At 48.7% G+C, this 17979-nt stretch carries 19 protein-coding genes; 13 read left to right on the top strand and 6 right to left on the bottom strand.

The window, feature by feature from the left end:
- Positions 1-70 precede the first annotated feature (70 nt).
- Positions 71-1483, top strand: coding sequence for an amino acid permease (locus QRX25_RS16110; RefSeq protein WP_013353586.1), 1413 nt, complete (start codon positions 71-73; stop codon positions 1481-1483).
- 52 nt (positions 1484-1535) lie between these two features.
- Here the strand turns inward: QRX25_RS16110 and QRX25_RS16105 are convergent, their stop codons facing one another.
- Both QRX25_RS16105 and QRX25_RS16100 read right to left on the bottom strand, forming a co-directional pair.
- Positions 1536-2450 (bottom strand): class I SAM-dependent methyltransferase, encoded by a 915-nt coding sequence (locus QRX25_RS16105; protein WP_212099278.1) that lies wholly within the window; start codon positions 2448-2450, stop codon positions 1536-1538.
- A 146-nt stretch (positions 2451-2596) separates the two neighbouring features.
- The gene (locus QRX25_RS16100) at positions 2597-3535 is read right to left on the bottom strand and encodes an iron-hydroxamate ABC transporter substrate-binding protein (RefSeq protein WP_212099275.1); all 939 of its coding nucleotides are present in this window, start codon (positions 3533-3535) and stop codon (positions 2597-2599) included.
- A gap of 249 nt (positions 3536-3784) precedes the next feature.
- On the opposite strand from QRX25_RS16100, the gene QRX25_RS16095 reads away from it, so the two are divergent.
- The 3 genes from QRX25_RS16095 to QRX25_RS16085 are packed head-to-tail and all read left to right on the top strand — an operon-like array spanning position 3785 to position 6654.
- Complete coding sequence (locus tag QRX25_RS16095; RefSeq protein WP_044051913.1) at positions 3785-4822, top strand: FecCD family ABC transporter permease; 1038 nt, start codon at positions 3785-3787, stop codon at positions 4820-4822.
- Positions 4822-5832 carry a FecCD family ABC transporter permease gene (locus QRX25_RS16090; RefSeq protein WP_212099272.1) on the top strand — a complete coding sequence of 337 codons (1011 nt, stop codon included), beginning with the start codon at positions 4822-4824 and terminating at the stop codon, positions 5830-5832. The genes QRX25_RS16095 and QRX25_RS16090 overlap by 1 nt, the downstream gene beginning before the upstream one ends.
- Positions 5833-5850: 18 nt before the next feature.
- Positions 5851-6654: an ABC transporter ATP-binding protein gene (locus QRX25_RS16085; protein WP_065982306.1), complete on the top strand. Its 804-nt coding sequence runs from the start codon at positions 5851-5853 to the stop codon at positions 6652-6654.
- A 35-nt stretch (positions 6655-6689) separates the two neighbouring features.
- On the opposite strand, the gene rsiO is transcribed toward QRX25_RS16085, so the two are convergent.
- The 3 genes from rsiO to QRX25_RS16070 all read right to left on the bottom strand — a co-directional run bounded on the left by rsiO (position 6690) and on the right by QRX25_RS16070 (position 8613).
- Positions 6690-7112 (bottom strand): acid stress-sensitive anti sigma factor RsiO, encoded by a 423-nt coding sequence (gene rsiO, locus QRX25_RS16080; RefSeq protein ID WP_212099269.1) that lies wholly within the window; start codon positions 7110-7112, stop codon positions 6690-6692.
- Positions 7113-7177: 65 nt separating this feature from the next.
- Positions 7178-8338, bottom strand: coding sequence for an oxalate decarboxylase (gene oxdC, locus QRX25_RS16075; protein ID WP_065982304.1), 1161 nt, complete (start codon positions 8336-8338; stop codon positions 7178-7180).
- 119 nt (positions 8339-8457) lie between these two features.
- Entirely contained in the window at positions 8458-8613 is a 156-nt protein-coding gene (locus tag QRX25_RS16070) for a YvrJ family protein (protein ID WP_012118419.1), read from the bottom strand.
- Between the two features lie 241 nt (positions 8614-8854).
- On the opposite strand from QRX25_RS16070, the gene sigO reads away from it, so the two are divergent.
- From sigO to QRX25_RS16045, 5 genes are all read left to right on the top strand, one after another.
- Entirely contained in the window at positions 8855-9391 is a 537-nt protein-coding gene (sigO, locus tag QRX25_RS16065) for an RNA polymerase sigma factor SigO (RefSeq protein WP_212101768.1), read from the top strand.
- The gene (rsoA, locus tag QRX25_RS16060) at positions 9388-9624 is read left to right on the top strand and encodes a sigma-O factor regulator RsoA (protein ID WP_013353577.1); all 237 of its coding nucleotides are present in this window, start codon (positions 9388-9390) and stop codon (positions 9622-9624) included. The genes sigO and rsoA overlap by 4 nt, the downstream gene beginning before the upstream one ends.
- A gap of 171 nt (positions 9625-9795) precedes the next feature.
- Complete coding sequence (locus QRX25_RS16055) at positions 9796-10515, top strand: response regulator transcription factor (protein WP_045511928.1); 720 nt, start codon at positions 9796-9798, stop codon at positions 10513-10515.
- Positions 10512-12254, top strand: coding sequence for a HAMP domain-containing sensor histidine kinase (locus QRX25_RS16050; RefSeq protein ID WP_212099267.1), 1743 nt, complete (start codon positions 10512-10514; stop codon positions 12252-12254). Before QRX25_RS16055 ends, QRX25_RS16050 begins: the two co-directional genes overlap by 4 nt.
- Positions 12255-12317: 63 nt before the next feature.
- On the top strand, positions 12318-13196 hold the full coding sequence (locus tag QRX25_RS16045) for an SMP-30/gluconolactonase/LRE family protein (protein WP_065522210.1): 879 nt from the start codon (positions 12318-12320) through the stop codon (positions 13194-13196).
- 52 nt (positions 13197-13248) lie between these two features.
- Here the strand turns inward: QRX25_RS16045 and QRX25_RS16040 are convergent, their stop codons facing one another.
- The gene (locus QRX25_RS16040; RefSeq protein WP_065982299.1) at positions 13249-14040 is read right to left on the bottom strand and encodes an SDR family NAD(P)-dependent oxidoreductase; all 792 of its coding nucleotides are present in this window, start codon (positions 14038-14040) and stop codon (positions 13249-13251) included.
- A gap of 187 nt (positions 14041-14227) precedes the next feature.
- Here QRX25_RS16040 and QRX25_RS16035 point away from each other — a divergent pair, with 187 nt between their 5' ends.
- Genes QRX25_RS16035 through QRX25_RS16020 form a run of 4 tightly spaced genes read left to right on the top strand, consistent with a single transcriptional unit; the run spans position 14228 to position 17970 of the window.
- Complete coding sequence (locus tag QRX25_RS16035) at positions 14228-15172, top strand: ABC transporter substrate-binding protein (protein WP_212099265.1); 945 nt, start codon at positions 14228-14230, stop codon at positions 15170-15172.
- Positions 15135-16181 carry a FecCD family ABC transporter permease gene (locus tag QRX25_RS16030; protein ID WP_212099263.1) on the top strand — a complete coding sequence of 349 codons (1047 nt, stop codon included), beginning with the start codon at positions 15135-15137 and terminating at the stop codon, positions 16179-16181. The genes QRX25_RS16035 and QRX25_RS16030 overlap by 38 nt, the downstream gene beginning before the upstream one ends.
- Positions 16178-17404 carry an ABC transporter ATP-binding protein gene (locus QRX25_RS16025; protein ID WP_212099261.1) on the top strand — a complete coding sequence of 409 codons (1227 nt, stop codon included), beginning with the start codon at positions 16178-16180 and terminating at the stop codon, positions 17402-17404. Before QRX25_RS16030 ends, QRX25_RS16025 begins: the two co-directional genes overlap by 4 nt.
- A complete protein-coding gene (locus QRX25_RS16020) occupies positions 17401-17970 on the top strand; it encodes a cob(I)yrinic acid a,c-diamide adenosyltransferase (protein ID WP_212099259.1) in 570 nt (189 codons plus the stop codon). Before QRX25_RS16025 ends, QRX25_RS16020 begins: the two co-directional genes overlap by 4 nt.
- The last annotated feature ends 9 nt before the right edge of the window (positions 17971-17979 follow it).

Below are 17979 nucleotides of genomic sequence, written 5' to 3'. Positions count from 1 at the left end.
AGGCTTTTTTTGTGTGTAAATATGGTCTCGGGGTCTGGTCCGTACGAATGAACAACCAGGAGGTACAGGAATGGAACAGACGAAAAAATGGGGTTTTTGGTTACTGACGGCATTTGTCGTAGGAAATATGGTAGGATCGGGCATCTTTTCCCTTCCGAGCACGCTCGCAAAAATCGCGAGTCCTTTCGGCGCTACATCGGCATGGCTTTTAACGGGAGCCGGTGTTTTAATGATCGCGCTTGTTTTCGGCCACCTATCCATCCGTAAGCCTGAGCTGACGGCGGGGCCGCAAAGCTATGCGAGAGCGCTGTTCAGCGATCGGAAAAAAGGGAATGCAGCCGGGTTCACGATGGTGTGGGGCTACTGGGTGGCGAGCTGGATCAGCAATGTGGCGATCATCACAAGCCTTGCCGGATATTTAACATCATTTTTCCCGATTTTAACGGATAAGCGTGAAATGTTTTCGATCGGCGGTCAGGCGGTTACGCTCGGCCAGCTGCTGACGTTTGCCGTATGTACGGTTTTATTATGGGGCACTCACACGATTCTCGTCTCCAGCATTAACGGTGCGAGTAAATTAAATTTCGTCACGACGTTTTCAAAAGTATTAGGATTTATCTTTTTTATCATTGCAGGTTTGTTTGTGTTTCAAACGTCGTTTTTCGATCATTTTTATTTTCCGGTTCAAACGGGCCCTCACACAGTTGAGGGAATCGGCGGGCAGATCCACAATGCGGCGATTTCAACATTATGGGCGTTCGTCGGGATTGAATCGGCGGTCATTTTATCCGGGCGCGCCCGTTCGCAGCGCGATGTGAAACGCGCCACCATTACCGGCTTATTGATCGCGCTCAGCATTTATATTATCGTGACATTGATTACGATGGGCGTGCTTCCGCATGATAAGCTTGTCGGCTCGGAGAAACCGTTTGTTGACGTCTTGTACGCGATTGTCGGCAATGCGGGAAGCATCATCATGGCAATTCTGGCGATCCTGTGTCTGTTCGGAACGATGCTCGGCTGGATTCTTCTCGGCTCTGAAGTTCCGTATCAAGCGGCGAAATCAGGGGACTTTCCCGCTGCTTTTGCAAAAACGAATAAACAGGGCAGTCCGGTTGTGTCGTTAATCGTCACGAACGTCATGTCACAGATCTTTATCTTTTCGGTTATTTCCCGGACGATCAGTGACGCGTTTACGTTTTTAACAACAGCGGCGACGCTCGCTTATCTGATTCCGTATCTCGTATCAGCGTTTTACAGCCTGAAGCTTGTTTGGACGGGAGAAACATATGACGAGATCAAGGGTTCAAGAGTGAGGGACGGTTTCATCGCCATCCTTGCCTGCATTTATTCTTTTTACGTCATTATTACCGGAACGGCCGATTTAACGACCTTTATTCTCGGTATCGGGCTGTTCTTCGTCGGTTTGCTGTTATATCCTTTCGTCTCAAAGAAATTTGCAAACAACAGACAATCGGTTTGAAAAAAAGACATCTCATGTCTGTGAGATGTCTTTTTTTGTTTGCGGCAGCGGATTACTTTTTGACGGCGTGTATAAAATGAATGGTCTCGAATGCGGTTAAATAGTCAGTGCGTCCGCTGAAAAAACGCTCATTGACGGCCGCTGGAGATAAGTGTTCATAAATAAGCAGACCTGATGATTCTAACACCTTTTCAATTTCTTCATAGCTGAAACACGATAGCATCGGCTCTCCGCTGGCTGCAGCCATTTTCACCATGTTTTCCACTCTGTTTGACAGTCCTTTTTCTTCAAAGAGCGACTGATCTGCATAATCAAAGACGATAGAGCTTCCGGGAGGGACTTGGTCAAATAATTGAGTAAGCAGGCGGGCCAGATGCTTTTTCGTAAGATAGTATGAAACGCCGAGCAGACTGAAAAAGGTTTTTTGGCGGGAAAAACCTTCTTGGTACAGACGGGTGAAAGAAAGTGAAGCGGCAAAGTCCATCGGTACAAAATGAAGATGACTCGGAATATCGAAATCCAGACGTTTCAATCTGTTTATTTTGTCTTCCTGTGAAGCGTAATGATCGATTTCAAAGATATCTAAGCCATTTGTTACCTCAGGATGCCTGAAACAGAAAGTATCCAGCCCCGCCCCAAGGATGACATATTGTTTAACCCCGAGCTTCATTTCATTCAGAAGCACTTTTTCACAATACGCGGCGCGGGCTAACGGTGTAGGAGACAGCTGGACTTGAATCACCCATTTTAAGATATCATCCGGTTTATCTTGAAGCTCCTGAGCCATGTCTTTGCTGAAGAATGATATACCTTGAATTAAATGATCACAAATGTCTGAATGCTCTTTTTCAGAAATAAGATCTTGTGCCAGAAAATCATCAAACATAACCGGTGTGCCGTATTTACTGTGGTACGCTCTTCCGTAAGCGGACAGCAGGGAAGTCATACTTGCCTTGTTTTCTTTCATATTAAGAATCCTCCGTCATTCACATCAATCTCCGGCCGGGAGAATCTTATTATACACGCTAATCCAAAATTGTAAATTTTAGCATAAATAAATTTTTTTGTCAAGTTTTAGGTAACATAAAAGCCGCTGTTTCAGCGGCTTCAGGGTTACTTCGTTAAGCTTTTTGTAATATAGTCCAGCTGGCCTTCAAGTGAGATCGGGTCTGAGAAATAGAAGCCGATCGGATCAATGCGGTAGACATGGTTTTGCTTGACGGCATCGAGGTTTTTCCAGATTGAACTGTCAAGGACGCCTTTGTCGTCACCGCCGGCCTGCCATGGTCCCATAAAGATATAGTCTCCTGCGAAGTCAGGCAGTTTTTCAAGTGAAATGCTGGCATAGCCCGGGCCTTGATTAATGGCTTTTTCCTGCGTCAGTTTTGTGGCTTTCAGCCCGAGTTTGTCATAAATGATGCTTCCCCCGCGGCCGAAGTCTTTACCGAATACATAGATGTCTTTACCGTTAGTCTGCATGATGGAGATGGTTTTTGAACCGACCGCTTTTTGAACTTTTGTTTTAGCGGCAGCTGTTTTCTTATCCCATTCGGCAAGCCATTTGTCTGCTTTATCTTTAGTGCCTGTCATTTTCGCAAACTCTTTGAATTGATCAATGTTGCTGAGTTTGTCATATTTAACGGCGATTGTCGGCGCGATTTTCTCCAGTTTTTCAATATCGGCCCCTTGTGTCGTCCAAACAACGATTAAATCAGGCTTCAGGTCAATGATTTTTTCAACGGACGTGCCGTCACCGATGTTTGTCACACCTTTTGTTTTCCCTTTGTAATAAGGGTTTTTAAATACGTTTTGCGGCGCGCCGACAACATTGATGCCGAGCTGTTTGAAGTCGCCGTAGTAGCCGTCAGCCATGACGACAACCCGTTTCGGGTGCTTCGGAATTTTAATATTGCCGTTTTCGGCTTTATACGTGATGGTTTCTTCTTTTTCAGAAGAACCTTTCGTGTCTGAAGAATTTCCGCATGCGGCCAAAGCGGCGATGAGCAGTACGGCAATCAGCGCTGCGCCGATTTTCTTGTATGTATGGAACATCTGGCATTCCTTCTTTCATAAAAAAATAGTGATAAAGAGAATCATTATCAGTGTGATTATATCACTGCTTTCATAGAGAAGCACGCTCTTTTTTAAGAAAAACTTTCTTTTTTTATATGAAATTAGGTCTATTAAAAGAGAAGAAAATAGTGCTATACTGAAACAAGTCATTGATAATCATTATCATTAACATTCTTGTCTTGGAGAAAGGAAGAACGAGTGTTGGGTCTATTAAAAAAGAAACAGACAATGACGGCTCAAGGGGCGTCAGGGAGCGAAATCCAGTGGACGGCGCGTTCATTCAGAGCGGCTGTGCTGCTTTTTGCCGGTATTGCGGTTTTATTGATCGGCGCAGTTTTGTCTGTTTCCATCGGAGCCGCCGATATTCATCTGCGGACGGTGTGGAACGCTCTCTTTCACTTTCAGCCGCAAAATACATCTCATCAAATCATACGCGATCTGAGGCTGCCGAGAACCGCCGCCGCCGCGCTCGTCGGGGCTTTTTTAGCTGTGTCCGGGGCAATCATGCAGGGGCTGACGCGGAACCCGCTTGCTGAGCCTTCCATTATGGGTGTGACTTCGGGGTCCGGCTTTGCGATCGCTTGCGCATTTGCTTTTTTTCCGGGGCTGTCTGCAGCGGGGCTTGTCTTATGGTCCTTTGCGGGAGCGGGAATCGGGGCGCTTATTGTTTTTGGCATCGGCTTGTTTTCAAAAGGCGGGCTGACACCTGTGAAGCTCGCGCTGGCCGGTACGGCAGTCGGCTATTTCTTGACGGGGCTTTCAAGCGCGATTGCGATCCGGTTTGACGTCGCCCAGGATGTGAAGTTCTGGTATGCCGGAGGGGTTGCATCCGTGAAATGGGAGGGCGTGCAGCTGCTTTTGGCAGTCGGCGTTATCGGTCTTTTGCTTGCCTTTTTGATTGCGCGCTCAGTGACGGTGCTGAGCTTGGGTGAGGAGCTGGCCAAAGGGCTCGGGCAGTATACGGCGCTTGTGAAAGTAATCGGAATGTTTGTCGTTGTCCTGCTGACGGGGGCTTCAGTCTCAGTTGCCGGAGCCATTTCTTTTATCGGCTTGGTGATTCCGCATATCACCCGATTTTTAGTCGGTGTCGATTACAGGTGGATTATTCCTTGTTCGGCGGTATTCGGCGCCGTCCTGTTAGTCTTCAGTGATATTGCCGCAAGACTCGTCAATGCGCCGTTTGAGACACCGGTCGGCGCTTTAACCGCCCTTATCGGCGTTCCCTTTTTCTTTTATTTGGCGCGCAGGGAAAGGAGAGGGCTGTAATGAATGTGAAATCGAAAAAACCGCTGGCGGTCGCGGCTGTTACGTTATTGCTCATATGCATCGTCTTTTTTATCAGCTTAAACATGGGTGTGATCCGGATTGCGCCTCTCGATACGTTACGAGTCTTTTTCGGACAAGGGGATGCACGGGATCAGCTTGTTTTATTTGAATTCAGACTCCCGCGCATGGTGCTGTCATTGCTGGCCGGCGCCGGGATCGCGGTTGCAGGCGCGATTTTTCAAAGCGTGTCTCAAAATGACTTGGCGGAGCCAGGCATTCTCGGTATTAACGCCGGAGCGTCTTTGGCGGTCGTTCTGTTTATCTTCTTTTTCCAAGGGGCCGCTGTTGATTTAAGCATGTTCAGTACATGGCTGCTTCCGGTGAGCGCTTTGGCGGGGGCTTTTCTGGCTGCGTTTCTCATCTACGTGCTGGCTTGGAAAAAAGGCGTTTCACCCGTCCGGCTCATTTTGGTCGGGATCGGCGTCAATGCGGGGTTTAATGCGCTGCTCTTGATTTTTCAGCTGAAAATGGACCCGCGGGACTTCATGCAGGCGCTTGTATGGATTTCCGGTTCGATTTGGAACGCCAATTGGAAAATGGTGCTGTCGATTTTGCCGTGGCTGCTGGTTCTGTTGCCGTTCAGCCTGTATAAAGCGAGGTATTTAAATGTGCTGCAGCTTGGTGACCAGCTGGCTGCGGGACTTGGCACCCGGGTTGAAAAGGAGCGGCGCGTTCTGCTGATTTCCGCTGTCGCCCTGACGGCGTCATGTGTTGCGGCAGCCGGCGGAATCGCTTTTCTCGGACTGATTGCGCCGCATTTGGCCAGAAGGCTTACCGGGCCGCGCCACCAGACGCTTATTCCGGTTTCAGCTTTGATCGGCGCATTTTTATTTCTGCTTGCCGATACGCTGGCGAGAAATGTGCTTGTGACGTCCGAAGTTCCCGTCGGCTTGGTGATTTCCGTGCTCGGAGCGCCGTATTTTATATATTTGCTGATGAAAACGAAATAGAGGAGGGAGACTGCCGCGATGAACTCATTATCGGCGGAACAGCTTACTGTCGGTTATGGTGACCGTCTGATAGCGAAAGAATTGGATATCGCCATACCGAAAGGAAAAATTACAACGCTGATCGGTCCGAACGGCTGCGGAAAATCGACGGTTCTTAAGACGATGTCAAGAATCATGAAACCGAAATCCGGCGCCGTCTATTTAAACGGACAGGCGATCATGCAAAAATCAACGAAGGACATCGCCAAGGAAATGGCAATCCTTCCGCAGACGCCTGAAGCGCCGAGCGGGCTGACCGTATACGAACTTGTTTCTTACGGCAGATTTCCGCATCAGTCCGGAATGGGCCGTTTGAGTGATAAAGACCGTGACATGATCAAATGGGCGCTTGAAGAGACGGGGATGGCCGAATTTTACGACCGGCCGATCGAAGCGCTTTCCGGCGGGCAGCGGCAGCGTGTGTGGATCGCAATGGCGCTCGCTCAAGAAACGGAGCTGCTGCTTCTTGATGAACCGACTACTTATTTAGATCTTGCCCATCAGCTGGAAATTCTGCAGCTGCTGGACAAATTAAACAAGGAGCAGGGACGAACCATTTTAATGGTCATTCATGATCTGAACCATGCCGCCCGTTTTTCCCATTATATGATCGCGCTGAAAAAAGGACGCGTCATCAAGGAAGGGACGGCGGAGGAAGTCATGACGCCCGGCATATTGGAAGACGTGTTTCAGATTGACGCACAGATCGTAAAAGATCCGCGCACGAACAAACCCGTCTGCTTAACCTACGATTTAATCCAGCATGAAAACGCCTCGGTATGACGGTAAAAACGCAGAGCCATTTCGGCCTGCGTTTTTTATTGCGCCCGGGTTTGTTTCTGCACGGAGACGCATTTATCCAACACGAAAAAAACCCCCGCCACAATCAGCTCCTCGGTCGTTGACAGCCAAATCTTTTCAATCAGTTTATCCGTCGTATACGCGGTCATCCAAAGAAACAGCAGCTGAACGGTGCTGGCTAAAAGAAGAAAAGGCAGCCTGCCCGTCCTGAAAAAGGTAAAACTATGTACCATCAGCCGCTCAAGCGGTTCAAAACATAATCCGAGAAGAATAAAAAGCACAGAAAAAAGCAGGACGTACGCCATCGATCCGTAGCTCGTCCCGGCTAATGAAAATACGGTCATCATCACGATGAAATACCCGAATAATACAGCGGCCGCTGCCAAGGCATACGTGAGCACCCGGAGAAAAAACAATTTCGGCCTGTTTTGATTGATCATCTGCTCAGCTCCTTTTCACACAGAGGAGACTTGCAGAGATGAACTCTGCAAGTCGATATGTGTCTTCAGCATTTCTTTTTGACGACTGGATGTTTCTCTTTCGAAAGAATGTCGGTAAAGTCTTTGCCCAGTTCAAGATGCTGCTGGACGAATTTCTCAGGAAGCATGGCGAGCCATTGGTTCAGAGACACATCGGCATAATGGTCATCTTTGAAGATTTCCAAGAAGACGAGCGGCTCATCTCCCAAGTTCTCGACATAGTGGCCCATTGCGAACGGGACGTAACCGACATCCCCGGCCTGATAGTTAAATGTTCTCGCATGGCCGTCCGAAGCAAAAACCGTCATCCGGCCTTTACCGGAAATATAATACTGCCATTCATGCGTATTCGGATGCCAGTGCAGCTCTCTCATTGCGCCCGGTTCGACCACGACAAGCGCTGAAGCGATCGTTTTGGACACTTTGAAGTTTGTGGAATCCGCGATATATACTTTGCCGCCGTCCGTCTCAGCAGTCGGGCCTTCATCCAGCAGACGGTAAGTGAACGGGTAAGGCACTTCGCCGTTCGGCCCTTCCACAATGTCATCTTTCAGCTTTCCGGGAACAGGCTCTTCAAAGATATATTTTTCTTTCCCAGGCAGGCCGGCAAGGTCTTTTTCTGAAACCCCGAAGTTGTTGGCGATGACATCAAGCGGCGTGTGGGCAAGCCAGTCAGTCACTTGGAATGTGCTGTTTTCTGAGAATGAGCCGTCATCAAAGACTAAGAGAAATTCACAGCCTTCTTTCAGCGCCTGAATGGAGTGCGGCAGACCTGACGGGAAGTACCACAGATCTCCTTCCTTCACGTCATCGATAAAACTGCGCCCCTGTTCATCGACAATCGTAATCCGCGCTTTGCCCGTCAGCATATAAGCCCATTCCGCTTCTTTATGCCAGTGCAGCTCACGGATGGCGCCCGGTTTTAAACGCATATTGACAGATGCGAGATTTTTAGAAATCGGCAGCTCGCGAACGGTCACCTCACGCGCGTATCCGCCCTTTTCCAGCCGGTTGTGCACATCTGAGAAAGAGAATTTCATATTATCCACTGTGCCGTGATCCGTTTCCGGCGGCACCAGCATATCCGGATTTTGGCGGTCTCTTTCAAGGTTGCGCGGAATCGTGACGGTCGCCCCTTTGTCTCCTCTGATCGGCTGCGGGATATTGCAGTTGTTTTCTTTTGACATGTGAATCGTCTCCTCTCAAGCTTTGTTTTTTTTCAGAAAGAGAATGTGAAAGGCCTTTCGTTTTCCCTTCTGCTTTGTTAAGTGATGCGTTCCGTTGAAAAGTCAACTTCGTTTGAAAATTAATTTTTCATCTTCTGGTCTTTCAGTTCTGTCATCAGCTCGATCAGGGCGTCAAATTTCTTCTCAAACCGGGTGAGAAGGTACATGGCAATCAGAGCCGGAAAGCCGAGATTGCCGATCTGTCTGACTGCTTCTTCTATAAAAACCTGATCCATTATCAGCCACCTCCTGACTTGACCTGCAGTCATGTATATAAGTGAAAGAAAGAGCGTCTCTTGTAAACCTGATATCCGGGCTGAGAGTCTTTTTTTGTTCCGGAAAAACCGGGACATAAGGAGTGTAAAACCTTAGTCGGAAAGGAGTAGTTTACTTTTTTTTGCTTTCTTTCATTTAATTTAAATAGGAGGCGGTTTTATGGACTATCAAGTTCTTTTACGGTCAAAATGCAAGGAAATCATGAAACATCCGATCGTCAAACATTTTTTAAGTGACCCACAGCATTACGAGAAATTTAAAAATGTGCTGGAACATTCAGACGAGAAAGATGCAAAATCACTGGACGAACATTTTAAGCAGTTTTATAAGGAAATCCGGATCATAAAATATATGAACTCTATGATCCGGATTTTCTCCATCGACTTTGACAAGCGCATCCGCAAAAATCAGAAGCGCTATCCGCTGACGGTGGATCAGCCGGAAGGAGGTGAAACGCTTCCCTATGAAATGGGAAAAGACGCGTATGAAGAGTTTCTGCGGCGGCAGGGAGATTTGAGCCAGCATGTCCAAAACCGGGATTTATATGAAGCGCTCCAGACGTTAACCGATAAACAAAAAAGTGTGCTGACGAATATTTACCTTCACGGAGCGACGATGAAGGAGATTGCCGAGTCGCTGGGTGAATCCCGGCAGAACATTTCCAATATTCATAAAAAAGGGCTCGACAATCTGAGAAAGCAGCTGGACAAGCAAAAAAAGGGGGAAAATAAGCAGTGAACGGGCCATTTGATTTCAACAAAGAGAAAACAGATATCGACGAAATGGAACTCTTGATATCGCGTTTTTCGCCAATGATAAAAAAAAAACTGAGCAATACGTCTTACCAGGAAAGAGAGGATTTGGAACAAGAATTAAAGATTAAAATAGTTGAAAAAGCGGACATGCTGTTATGCCAGGAAGTGCCTGGGTTTTGGGAATTTATTCTACATCTTATAAATGAAAACTCCTGACAAAAGGGCGGGATGACTGATATACCGCTCTGCCACCGCGAGAAAAACGAGAGAAGATATCCGGTCTCGTTTTTCTTTTCTGCTCCCCGCAAGACCTCCGCACTAAAAAAGTGCCAAATCTTATCCATATAATGATATGATGAAAAAAACAAAGAGAAAGGAACGTCCAAGGTGGAAAATGCGTCAATTTTAATTGTAGACGATGAGAAGGCGATCGTTGATATGGTCAAACGCGTTCTCGTCAAAGAAGGCTATCACAACATTAAGACAGCCGGCAGCGCCGAGGAAGCGATTGAATTTGTTAAACATGAAACCGCGGATCTGCTCGTGCTGGATGTGATGATGGAAGGCATGTCCGGTTTTGAAGCATGCACCGAAATCCGGAACTATACCGATGCTCCGATCTTTTTTCTGACTGCCCGGTCTTCTGATGCGGATAAGCTGTCAGGATTTGCATTGGGGGCTGATGATTATATAACAAAGCCGTTTAATCCGCTCGAATTGGCGGCGCGGATCAGGGCGACGTTAAAAAGAACCTATAAGCGCGAAGAGAAAACGGCGGTCAAGACGTATTCATACAGCCATTTTTCCTATTCGCCGCAAAACGCCGAGCTGATCGTCGGGGGCGAGCCCGTCAGCTGCTCCGCACAGCTTCTGCAATTGCTGCAATATTTCTGCGAACACCCTGATGTGGTGCTCTCAAAAGACCAGATCTATGAAAAAGTGTGGGGATATCCGTCTTACGGCGACAACAACACCGTCATGGTGCACATCCGCAAGCTCAGAGAAAAGATTGAAAAAGACCCAAGCGATCCGTCCTATATTGTAACGGTGCGCGGCCTCGGCTATCGGTTTATTCCCGATCAAGGAGAAAAAGGAACCCGGTCATGAGAATGCGCGGAAAATTTCTGCTCCACTTTTTTGGGCAGCTGCTGCTTGTCATCCTGCTGATCTCTGTTTTGGCCGTCGCTTCTTTTTTCTATTTGGATTGGCGTTTCAGCGAAGCGGAAGCCAATGCGGGACTGACCAAAGCGACGGCTGACTCGTTTGAAGCGTGGCTTGATAAAAATGAAGACGGCACATGGGATGTTGATGAATTTTTAAAGATGTCGGTCAGAAAGCAGAAAGGCTGGCTGCAGATCATTAATGATAATGAAAAAACGGACTACGCGTACAGAGTGCCGAAAGACGTCCCGAGCCATTACAGCAGAAAAGATCTCTTATCCATTTATCAGTACCGGAATTTTGACAACTACAAGCTGAACTACTGGACGGTCACGATTAATAATGAGACCTATTTGATTCTGTTCGGCTGGAAATCCGCCAGCGAGCAGCTTCTCACTTACATCGAATCACAGGAGCCATCCCTCGCTTCCCTTTCTCAATATAAAAAAAGCACGGTTGATTATATTAAACGGGAAAAAGGGGCGGTCTACCTTCTCGAGGACAGCGGCAGACTGCTCGGAGATATCAACAGCACCAAAAAAGAGCGGAACAACGTCAATGAGCTTGAATTGCTGAAATACAATTCCAAGCCGTGGAATTATAAGCGGGAAATTTCTTTTAAAAGACTCGATAAAACGAAATGGATGGTCGCGTCGGTGCCGAACCCCGTGTACATCCCCGATCATGAGTTTAACAAGTCATTTTTGAGAAATGTGATGAAAACCCTCTTTTTGCTGATCGGAATCTTGGTATTTATGATCTGTATTCTGACAATCTGGTACTCTTTCCGTTTCGGATGGCCTCTGTTTCATACCATCAAATGGCTTGTCAATTTATCAAAGGGCCGGCTTGAAGAGCCGAAGAACCGCAAAGGACAGCCGGTCAGCAAAAACAAAAAAGGCAAAACAAAGCAGCCGTTCCGCTTTTTCGCCGAGATTTTCGAATCGATGGACCAGCTGACCGATACGCTGAAGCGGGATAAGAAAAACAGAGAAAAAATCCAAGCGACAAGGGAAGAGTGGATCGCCGGACTCAGCCATGACTTAAAAACGCCGCTGAGCACGATTTACGGCTACAGCATGATGCTTGAATCGAAGCAATACGACTGGACCCCGGAGGAAGTCAAAGAAATGGGGCAGATCGTCCGGGAAAAATCAGAATATATGTCAAAACTGATTGAGGACTTAAACTTGACATACCGTCTGAAAAACGCCGCCCTCCCGATTGAACGGCGGCTGATCAACGTCGTTCCGTTTATCAGAAACGTCACGAACGATTTTACGAAAAACACGTTCTCGGAAGGCTATGACATCGCCTTTGAAACCAAAAAGGAAGACATTCTTTTCGCCATTGATGAAGCATGGTTCCGCCGTATTCTGGAGAATTTGCTGGCAAACGCCGTAAAGCATAATAAGAAAGGGACCGCCATTCGGGTCGTGCTCGAGGAATCAGCCGAACAGCTGATTCTGAAGGTGAAAGATAACGGAAGAGGAATGGATGAAGAAACGATTCACCAGCTGTTTAACCGTTATTACCGGGGAACGAATACGAAGGGGCCGTCGGAAGGAACGGGACTCGGACTCGCCATCGCAAAGGAACTGGTTCATCTTCATAACGGAACCATTCATGTTAACAGCAGAATCAGCGCCGGAACGGTTATTACGATTCTTTTTAAAAAAGATTGAGTTTGGACGCCGCTTTGTCGGGAATAACAATAGGAGACTGACAAGCAAAAGAGGTGTTCACACATGGAAGCAGCATTACGAGCAGATACGAGAGCGGTGATCGGAGAAGGCCCCTTATGGGATAAGGACAAGGAATGCCTGTACTGGGTGGATATACTGGGCAGCCAGCTCCATATCTTTACTCCGGCTGACGGAATCAACCGTTCCGTTAAATTCAAATCATTCGTAACGGCTCTGGCTTTGTATTCAAAGGAAGAGCTGGTGATGACGATGAAAGACGGTTTTTATCTGTACAATCTGCAGGAAGATACGTTGACGAAGATGAAGCAGCCGAAAGACATGCGGGAAGATATCCGTTTCAATGACGCCAAGTGCGACCCGTCCGGAAGATTATGGGCGGGAACGACGAGCATGGAAGGCAAAGAAGAGGAGGCTTCGCTGTACCGTCTGAATACGGACGGCAGCCTTGCCAAAATAAAAGACCAGGTCTCCACTTCCAACGGTCTGGATTGGGATCGAGACCGAAACCTGATGTATTATATCGATACTCCGACGCAGGAAATCGTCCGTTATTCATACGATCCGGAAACCGGAGCCGTATCAGATCCGAAAACGGTTTACCGATTTCCGAAGTCGCAAGGATCTCCCGACGGAATGACCATTGACCGGGACGGAATGCTGTGGGTGGCTCTGTTCGGAGGCGGCCGTGCCGTCCGGATTGACCCGTTTTCTCATAAAGAAATCGCATCTATTGAAGTTCCCGCAAAATACGTCACCTGCTGCGCGTTCGGAGGCAGAGAGCTGAACACATTATACATTACGACCGCGACGGAAAAATTGACGGAAGCCGAAAGACTTGAGCAGCCGCATGCGGGCGGCCTGTTTTCCGCAGAGCTTGAGACGGGAGGGTGGGAGCCGGTTCCGTTTGCAGGCATGATATAAAAAAAGCCCGGGCATATAGGGGACAGTTCCCATTGTGCCGGGCTTTTTTTCGTTAAATGGAGCGGATGATGCCGCCTTCAACCCGCTGTGCGGTGCCGTTAATGGCAGATGCCGCATCTGAAGCGAGAAATACAATCGTATTGGCGACTTCTTCCGGCGTCGCGTAGCGCTGAATCAAGGACGTCGGTTCATTCACTTTAAAATAATCCCGGACGAAGCTGTCCGTATCTTCTCCGGCAGCCTTAGCGGCTCCTTCCATGTAAGCAGCGACGCCTTCGGTCCATGTCGGTCCGGGCAGCACGGAGTTTACCGTGACATTTGTGCCTTTTGTCATTTCTGCCATTCCCCGTGACAAGCTGATTAACGCCGTTTTCGTCATTGAATACGGAATCATTTGCGCAAGCGGTTTGACACCGGCCTCACTGGAGATGTTCAGAATCCGTCCGCTGTTTCTTTCAAGCATTTGCGGCAGAAAACGCCGGCACAGGCGCACGGCGCTCATGACATTTACTTCAAAATACCGGGTCCATTCATCATCAGTCACCTCAGCGAAGTCCTTTACTTCAAAAAATCCGAGGTTATTGACGAGAATATCGACTTCTCCGATTCCGCCGGCGCGCTTAATCAGGTCATCCGCCTCATCCTGACGCGATAAATCAGCGGCAATGCCGTGAACCGTTCCGTAAGCGGAAAGCTCCTCAACCGTCCGTTCCACGGTTTCTTTTTTTCTTCCGTTTACAATCACCTCGGCGCCTTCGGCTAAAAAGCTTTTTGCCGCGGCTTTTCCGATGCCTGAAGTTGATCCTGTAATCAAAACGAGCTTTCGTTTAAGCTGTAATTCCATGATGATCCTCCTCTTAACATGATTGTGTAACAGTATACATGATGGATTTTAGTGTTTACGAACAATTTGCTTTCATGCAAAAAGGCCGGATATACAAGCCTGACAGACTTATAGTATAATTACTGCGAAAAAAGGATACGAATGTCAAAGAGACAATCGTTTACCATAACCAGGGGGAGTTAAAAGAATGAAGAAAATCACTGCCGTCTGGGCGGCGCTCTTTGTCACCGCCTTTGTGATCGCCGGCTGTTCCGGCGCACAAGAAGAAGGAAGCGCGGCAAAACAAAAAGCCGTATCAACCGAAGCATTCCCGGTAACCATTAAGGATGCCGCCAACGAAAAAGTAACCATAAAGCAGGCACCGGAAAAAATCGTTTCCCTCATGCCGAGCAATACGGAAATTACATACGCGCTGGGGCTAGGAGATAAGATCGCAGGCGTCACGACAAATGATACATATCCGAAAGAAGCGGTAAAAAAACCGAAAGTCGGAGATATGAATGTTAACGCTGAGAAAGTCATCGCGCTGAAGCCGGATCTCGTGCTTGCCCACGCGTCCTCTATGTCCGCTTCCGCCGATGCGATGAAGCAATTAAAAGATGCGGGCATCACCTTATTAACGGTCAATGACGCTCAATCGTTCCAAGAAGTGTACAAATCAATCAGCATGATCGGAAAAGCGGCCGGCAAAGAAAAACAGGCGGACAAGCTGATCAAATCGATGAAATCCGACCTTTCCGTCATAGAAAAGAAAGCGGCGGCCATCTCTGAAAAAGATGAAAAGAAAGTATTCGTCGAAGTTTCTCCTGACGGCTACACGACGGGAAAAGGCACGTTTATGAACGAAATGCTTGAAGATATACATGCGAAAAACGCGGCCGGCAGCCAGACCGGCTGGGTGCAGCTGACGGATGAAGCGATTGTCAAAATGAATCCGGATGTCATCATTACGACAGACGGCGTAAAGGCAGCTGAAGTGGAAAAACGCGCCGGCTGGGGTGCCGTCAATGCGGTCAAACACCATAACGTCTATTCTGTTGATCCTGACCTTGTCACACGCTCTGGCCCGCGTCTGGTAAAAGGGGTCGAGAAGCTTGCAGAAAGCGTTTATCCTGAAACGTTTAAAAAGTAACCGCCCGCTGGCCTACACGATCAGCCTGCTGTTTTTAGCCGTTTGTACGGCACTCGGCATTTCAATCGGCAGTCTGCATATCCCTTTATCCGACGTTTTTTTGATCGGGATCGGCCGGACCTCCTCTGTTGATCCCATGAATGTAAATATTATGATGAATATCCGTCTGCCGAGAGTCATTCTGGCAGCCCTTGTCGGTGCCGCGTTATCAATTGCGGGAGCGGCGTTTCAGGGGCTTCTGAAAAATCCGCTCGCCGACCCTTATACACTCGGGGTATCTTCAGGAGCCTCGGCGGGGGCCGTTATCACTTTGTTTTTCGGCATTCAGATTCCCGTCATCGGCCGGTTCACACTTCCAGTCGTCAGTATTGCCGCAGCCATTGCGGTTATGGCGGCGGTTCTTTTTTTCAGCCGTCTCGTTCATGCGTCCATGTCGGTTTCGACGCTCATTTTGACAGGCATCATCATGAATTCTTTTCTCGGGGCCCTCATTTCGCTTGTGATCGCTTTAACGGGAAATGATCTGCTCCCGATTGTCCGCTGGCTGTTAGGCAGCGTGTCAATGAGGGGCTGGGGCTATGTCGCGCTGTTTCTGCCTTTTTTTCTGGCCGGGACGGCGCTTCTGCTTATCAACGGCAGAGAATTAAACATTATGACCTATGGAGAAGAAAAGGCAAGGCTTTTAGGCGTCAGTACGGGAAAGAGAAAACTGCTGATGATTACCGCCGGATCTCTGCTGACGGGAGGAGCGGTTGCCGTATCGGGGACGATCGGGTTTGTCGGCCTTGTCATTCCCCATGTGACGCGGCTTTTATGGGGAACGGATCATCGCCATTTACTGCCGCTGTCAGCACTGACGGGCGCCGGTTTTCTCATTTTGGCGGATTTGTTTTCCCGCACCGTTATTGAACCTGTCGAATTGCCGATCGGCATTATGACGGCATTGGCGGGAGCGCCTGTATTTGCTTTGATTCTGCTTCGCCAGCACCATGGAGGGAAACGCTTATGATCAGGGTGAGCAGCCTGTCCGGCGGGTACGGAGGGCGGATGATTGTAGAGGATGTCAGCTTTACTGCCGGAAAGGGTGAATTTGTCGGCATACTCGGTCCGAACGGCTCAGGAAAAACAACACTGATGAAACTGCTGACGGGGATGCTCCCTCCCTCAAAAGGCGAGGTGTTCGTCGCAGGCAAGCCTATCGGCAGATACAAGCCGCGGGAGCTTGCGAAAATCATGGCCGTTTTGCCGCAGCATACAGAACAAGCCTTTACATTTACCGTCAAGGAAACGGTGTCCTTTGGCAGATACCCGTTTCAAAAAGGACTCTTCAGACAGACGGATCAAAACGACGAAGACATTATCCGGGAAGCGATGGAAATGGCGGGCATCGCCCGCTATGCGCAGCAATCCGTCCGCAATCTGAGCGGCGGAGAAAGGCAGCGCGTCTATTTGGCGCAGGCGCTGGCTCAGCAGCCCGAGGTGCTGTGTCTGGATGAGCCGACGACATTTCTTGATCTCAAATATCAAAAAGACCTGCTCGATACGGTGAAGCGGCTGACGAGAGAAAGGGGCCTTACGGTCATCAGTATTTTTCACGACCTCAACGCCGCGGGACAATACTGTGATCAGCTCCTGATGATGAAGGACGGACGCGCTTTTTCGAAGCAGCCGCCGGAGCAGGCTTTGAAAAAAGAGACGATAGAAGACATTTACGGCATCACCGTCAGCGCTGTTGACCAACAAACGTCGTCGAAACCGCTGATCGCCTTCAAGCCGGAAGTGCGGGAAGAAAGAGAATCCGCCACCGTTCCGTTTGCCTCTCTGATAAACAAAAGCGGAAATACCGTAACGCTTCATACAGACCGGCCGTTTAGAATGTTGTCAACCTCATCTGACGGATCAGGTTTTTCGTGGAGCCGCCGGCTTTCCGGCTCAGCGGCCGCTGGTTTGATCTGCCGGACGTTTGATTCGGTTACGATTGCCGTGACAGCGCAGCACACCGTTTGGGCACTTATCAGCGGACGTTTATCTGAACAGGGATTTGTACGGCTGTTAACGGCAGCGGCAGAAGCGAGAATGCAGGCTCTTTCCGGAATACAGGCAAATGGTGACATTGTCATTGCCGCTTTTCAGACGGGAGAGGCAGTGGACGCCCGTCATGCGGAAAAAGCCGTCAGAAGCGGGATCACGGCATGTGTAAAAGCGGCGGAAGAAGGAGGAATAGATCGATGAAGCTCTATACGAAAACCGGCGATAAAGGACAGACAAGCCTGATCGGCGGCAGAACGGATAAAGACAGTCTGCGGGTTGAGAGCTACGGGACGATTGATGAGCTGAACAGCTTTATCGGGCTTGCGCTTGCGGAGCTTGCTGATTGTGAGAATTGCGGTGATCTGAAAGCCGAACTCCGAAACATTCAGCACGAGCTGTTTGACTGCGGCGGCGATTTGGCGACTGTCACTGAGCATAAGAACTATAAATTGAGAGAGCAATCTATTTCCGTATTGGAAGACTGCATAGACCGTTATACGGCTGAAGCGCCCCCGCTTGAGAAATTTATTCTTCCGGGCGGGCATAAGGCGGCTGCCCAGCTTCACATCGCGCGGACCGTTACAAGACGGGCGGAGCGTCTCACCGTGAAACTGAGCAAAACAGAAGAGATAAACGATACGGTGCTGCGTTACTTGAACCGCCTGTCTGATTATTTTTTTGCGGCGGCAAGAGCAGTCAACGCAAGACAAGGCGTTAAGGATGTAGAGTATGAGAGAAGCGCCGCAGTATTCCGTGACGATGAATAACGTTTCATT

The sequence above is a fragment of the Bacillus sp. L381 genome, from assembly GCF_030284525.1.
GTDB classification, from domain to species: Bacteria; Bacillota; Bacilli; order Bacillales; family Bacillaceae; genus Bacillus; species Bacillus amyloliquefaciens.
The sequence above is the reverse complement of the archived record's forward strand: the minus strand, read 5'-3'. Positions and strand labels throughout refer to the sequence as shown.

Coding starts and splice junctions, on each gene's coding strand:
- QRX25_RS16110 (WP_013353586.1), top strand. CDS start 71: ATGGAACAGACGAAAAAATGGGGTTTTTGGTTACTGACGGCATTTGTC.
- QRX25_RS16105 (WP_212099278.1), bottom strand. CDS start 2,450: ATGAAAGAAAACAAGGCAAGTATGACTTCCCTGCTGTCCGCTTACGGA.
- QRX25_RS16100 (WP_212099275.1), bottom strand. CDS start 3,535: ATGTTCCATACATACAAGAAAATCGGCGCAGCGCTGATTGCCGTACTG.
- QRX25_RS16095 (WP_044051913.1), top strand. CDS start 3,785: ATGACGGCTCAAGGGGCGTCAGGGAGCGAAATCCAGTGGACGGCGCGT.
- QRX25_RS16090 (WP_212099272.1), top strand. CDS start 4,822: ATGAATGTGAAATCGAAAAAACCGCTGGCGGTCGCGGCTGTTACGTTA.
- QRX25_RS16085 (WP_065982306.1), top strand. CDS start 5,851: ATGAACTCATTATCGGCGGAACAGCTTACTGTCGGTTATGGTGACCGT.
- rsiO (WP_212099269.1), bottom strand. CDS start 7,112: ATGATCAATCAAAACAGGCCGAAATTGTTTTTTCTCCGGGTGCTCACG.
- oxdC (WP_065982304.1), bottom strand. CDS start 8,338: ATGTCAAAAGAAAACAACTGCAATATCCCGCAGCCGATCAGAGGAGAC.
- QRX25_RS16070 (WP_012118419.1), bottom strand. CDS start 8,613: ATGGATCAGGTTTTTATAGAAGAAGCAGTCAGACAGATCGGCAATCTC.
- sigO (WP_212101768.1), top strand. CDS start 8,855: ATGAAACATCCGATCGTCAAACATTTTTTAAGTGACCCACAGCATTAC.
- QRX25_RS16050 (WP_212099267.1), top strand. CDS start 10,512: ATGAGAATGCGCGGAAAATTTCTGCTCCACTTTTTTGGGCAGCTGCTG.
- QRX25_RS16045 (WP_065522210.1), top strand. CDS start 12,318: ATGGAAGCAGCATTACGAGCAGATACGAGAGCGGTGATCGGAGAAGGC.
- QRX25_RS16040 (WP_065982299.1), bottom strand. CDS start 14,040: ATGGAATTACAGCTTAAACGAAAGCTCGTTTTGATTACAGGATCAACT.
- QRX25_RS16035 (WP_212099265.1), top strand. CDS start 14,228: ATGAAGAAAATCACTGCCGTCTGGGCGGCGCTCTTTGTCACCGCCTTT.
- QRX25_RS16025 (WP_212099261.1), top strand. CDS start 16,178: ATGATCAGGGTGAGCAGCCTGTCCGGCGGGTACGGAGGGCGGATGATT.
- QRX25_RS16020 (WP_212099259.1), top strand. CDS start 17,401: ATGAAGCTCTATACGAAAACCGGCGATAAAGGACAGACAAGCCTGATC.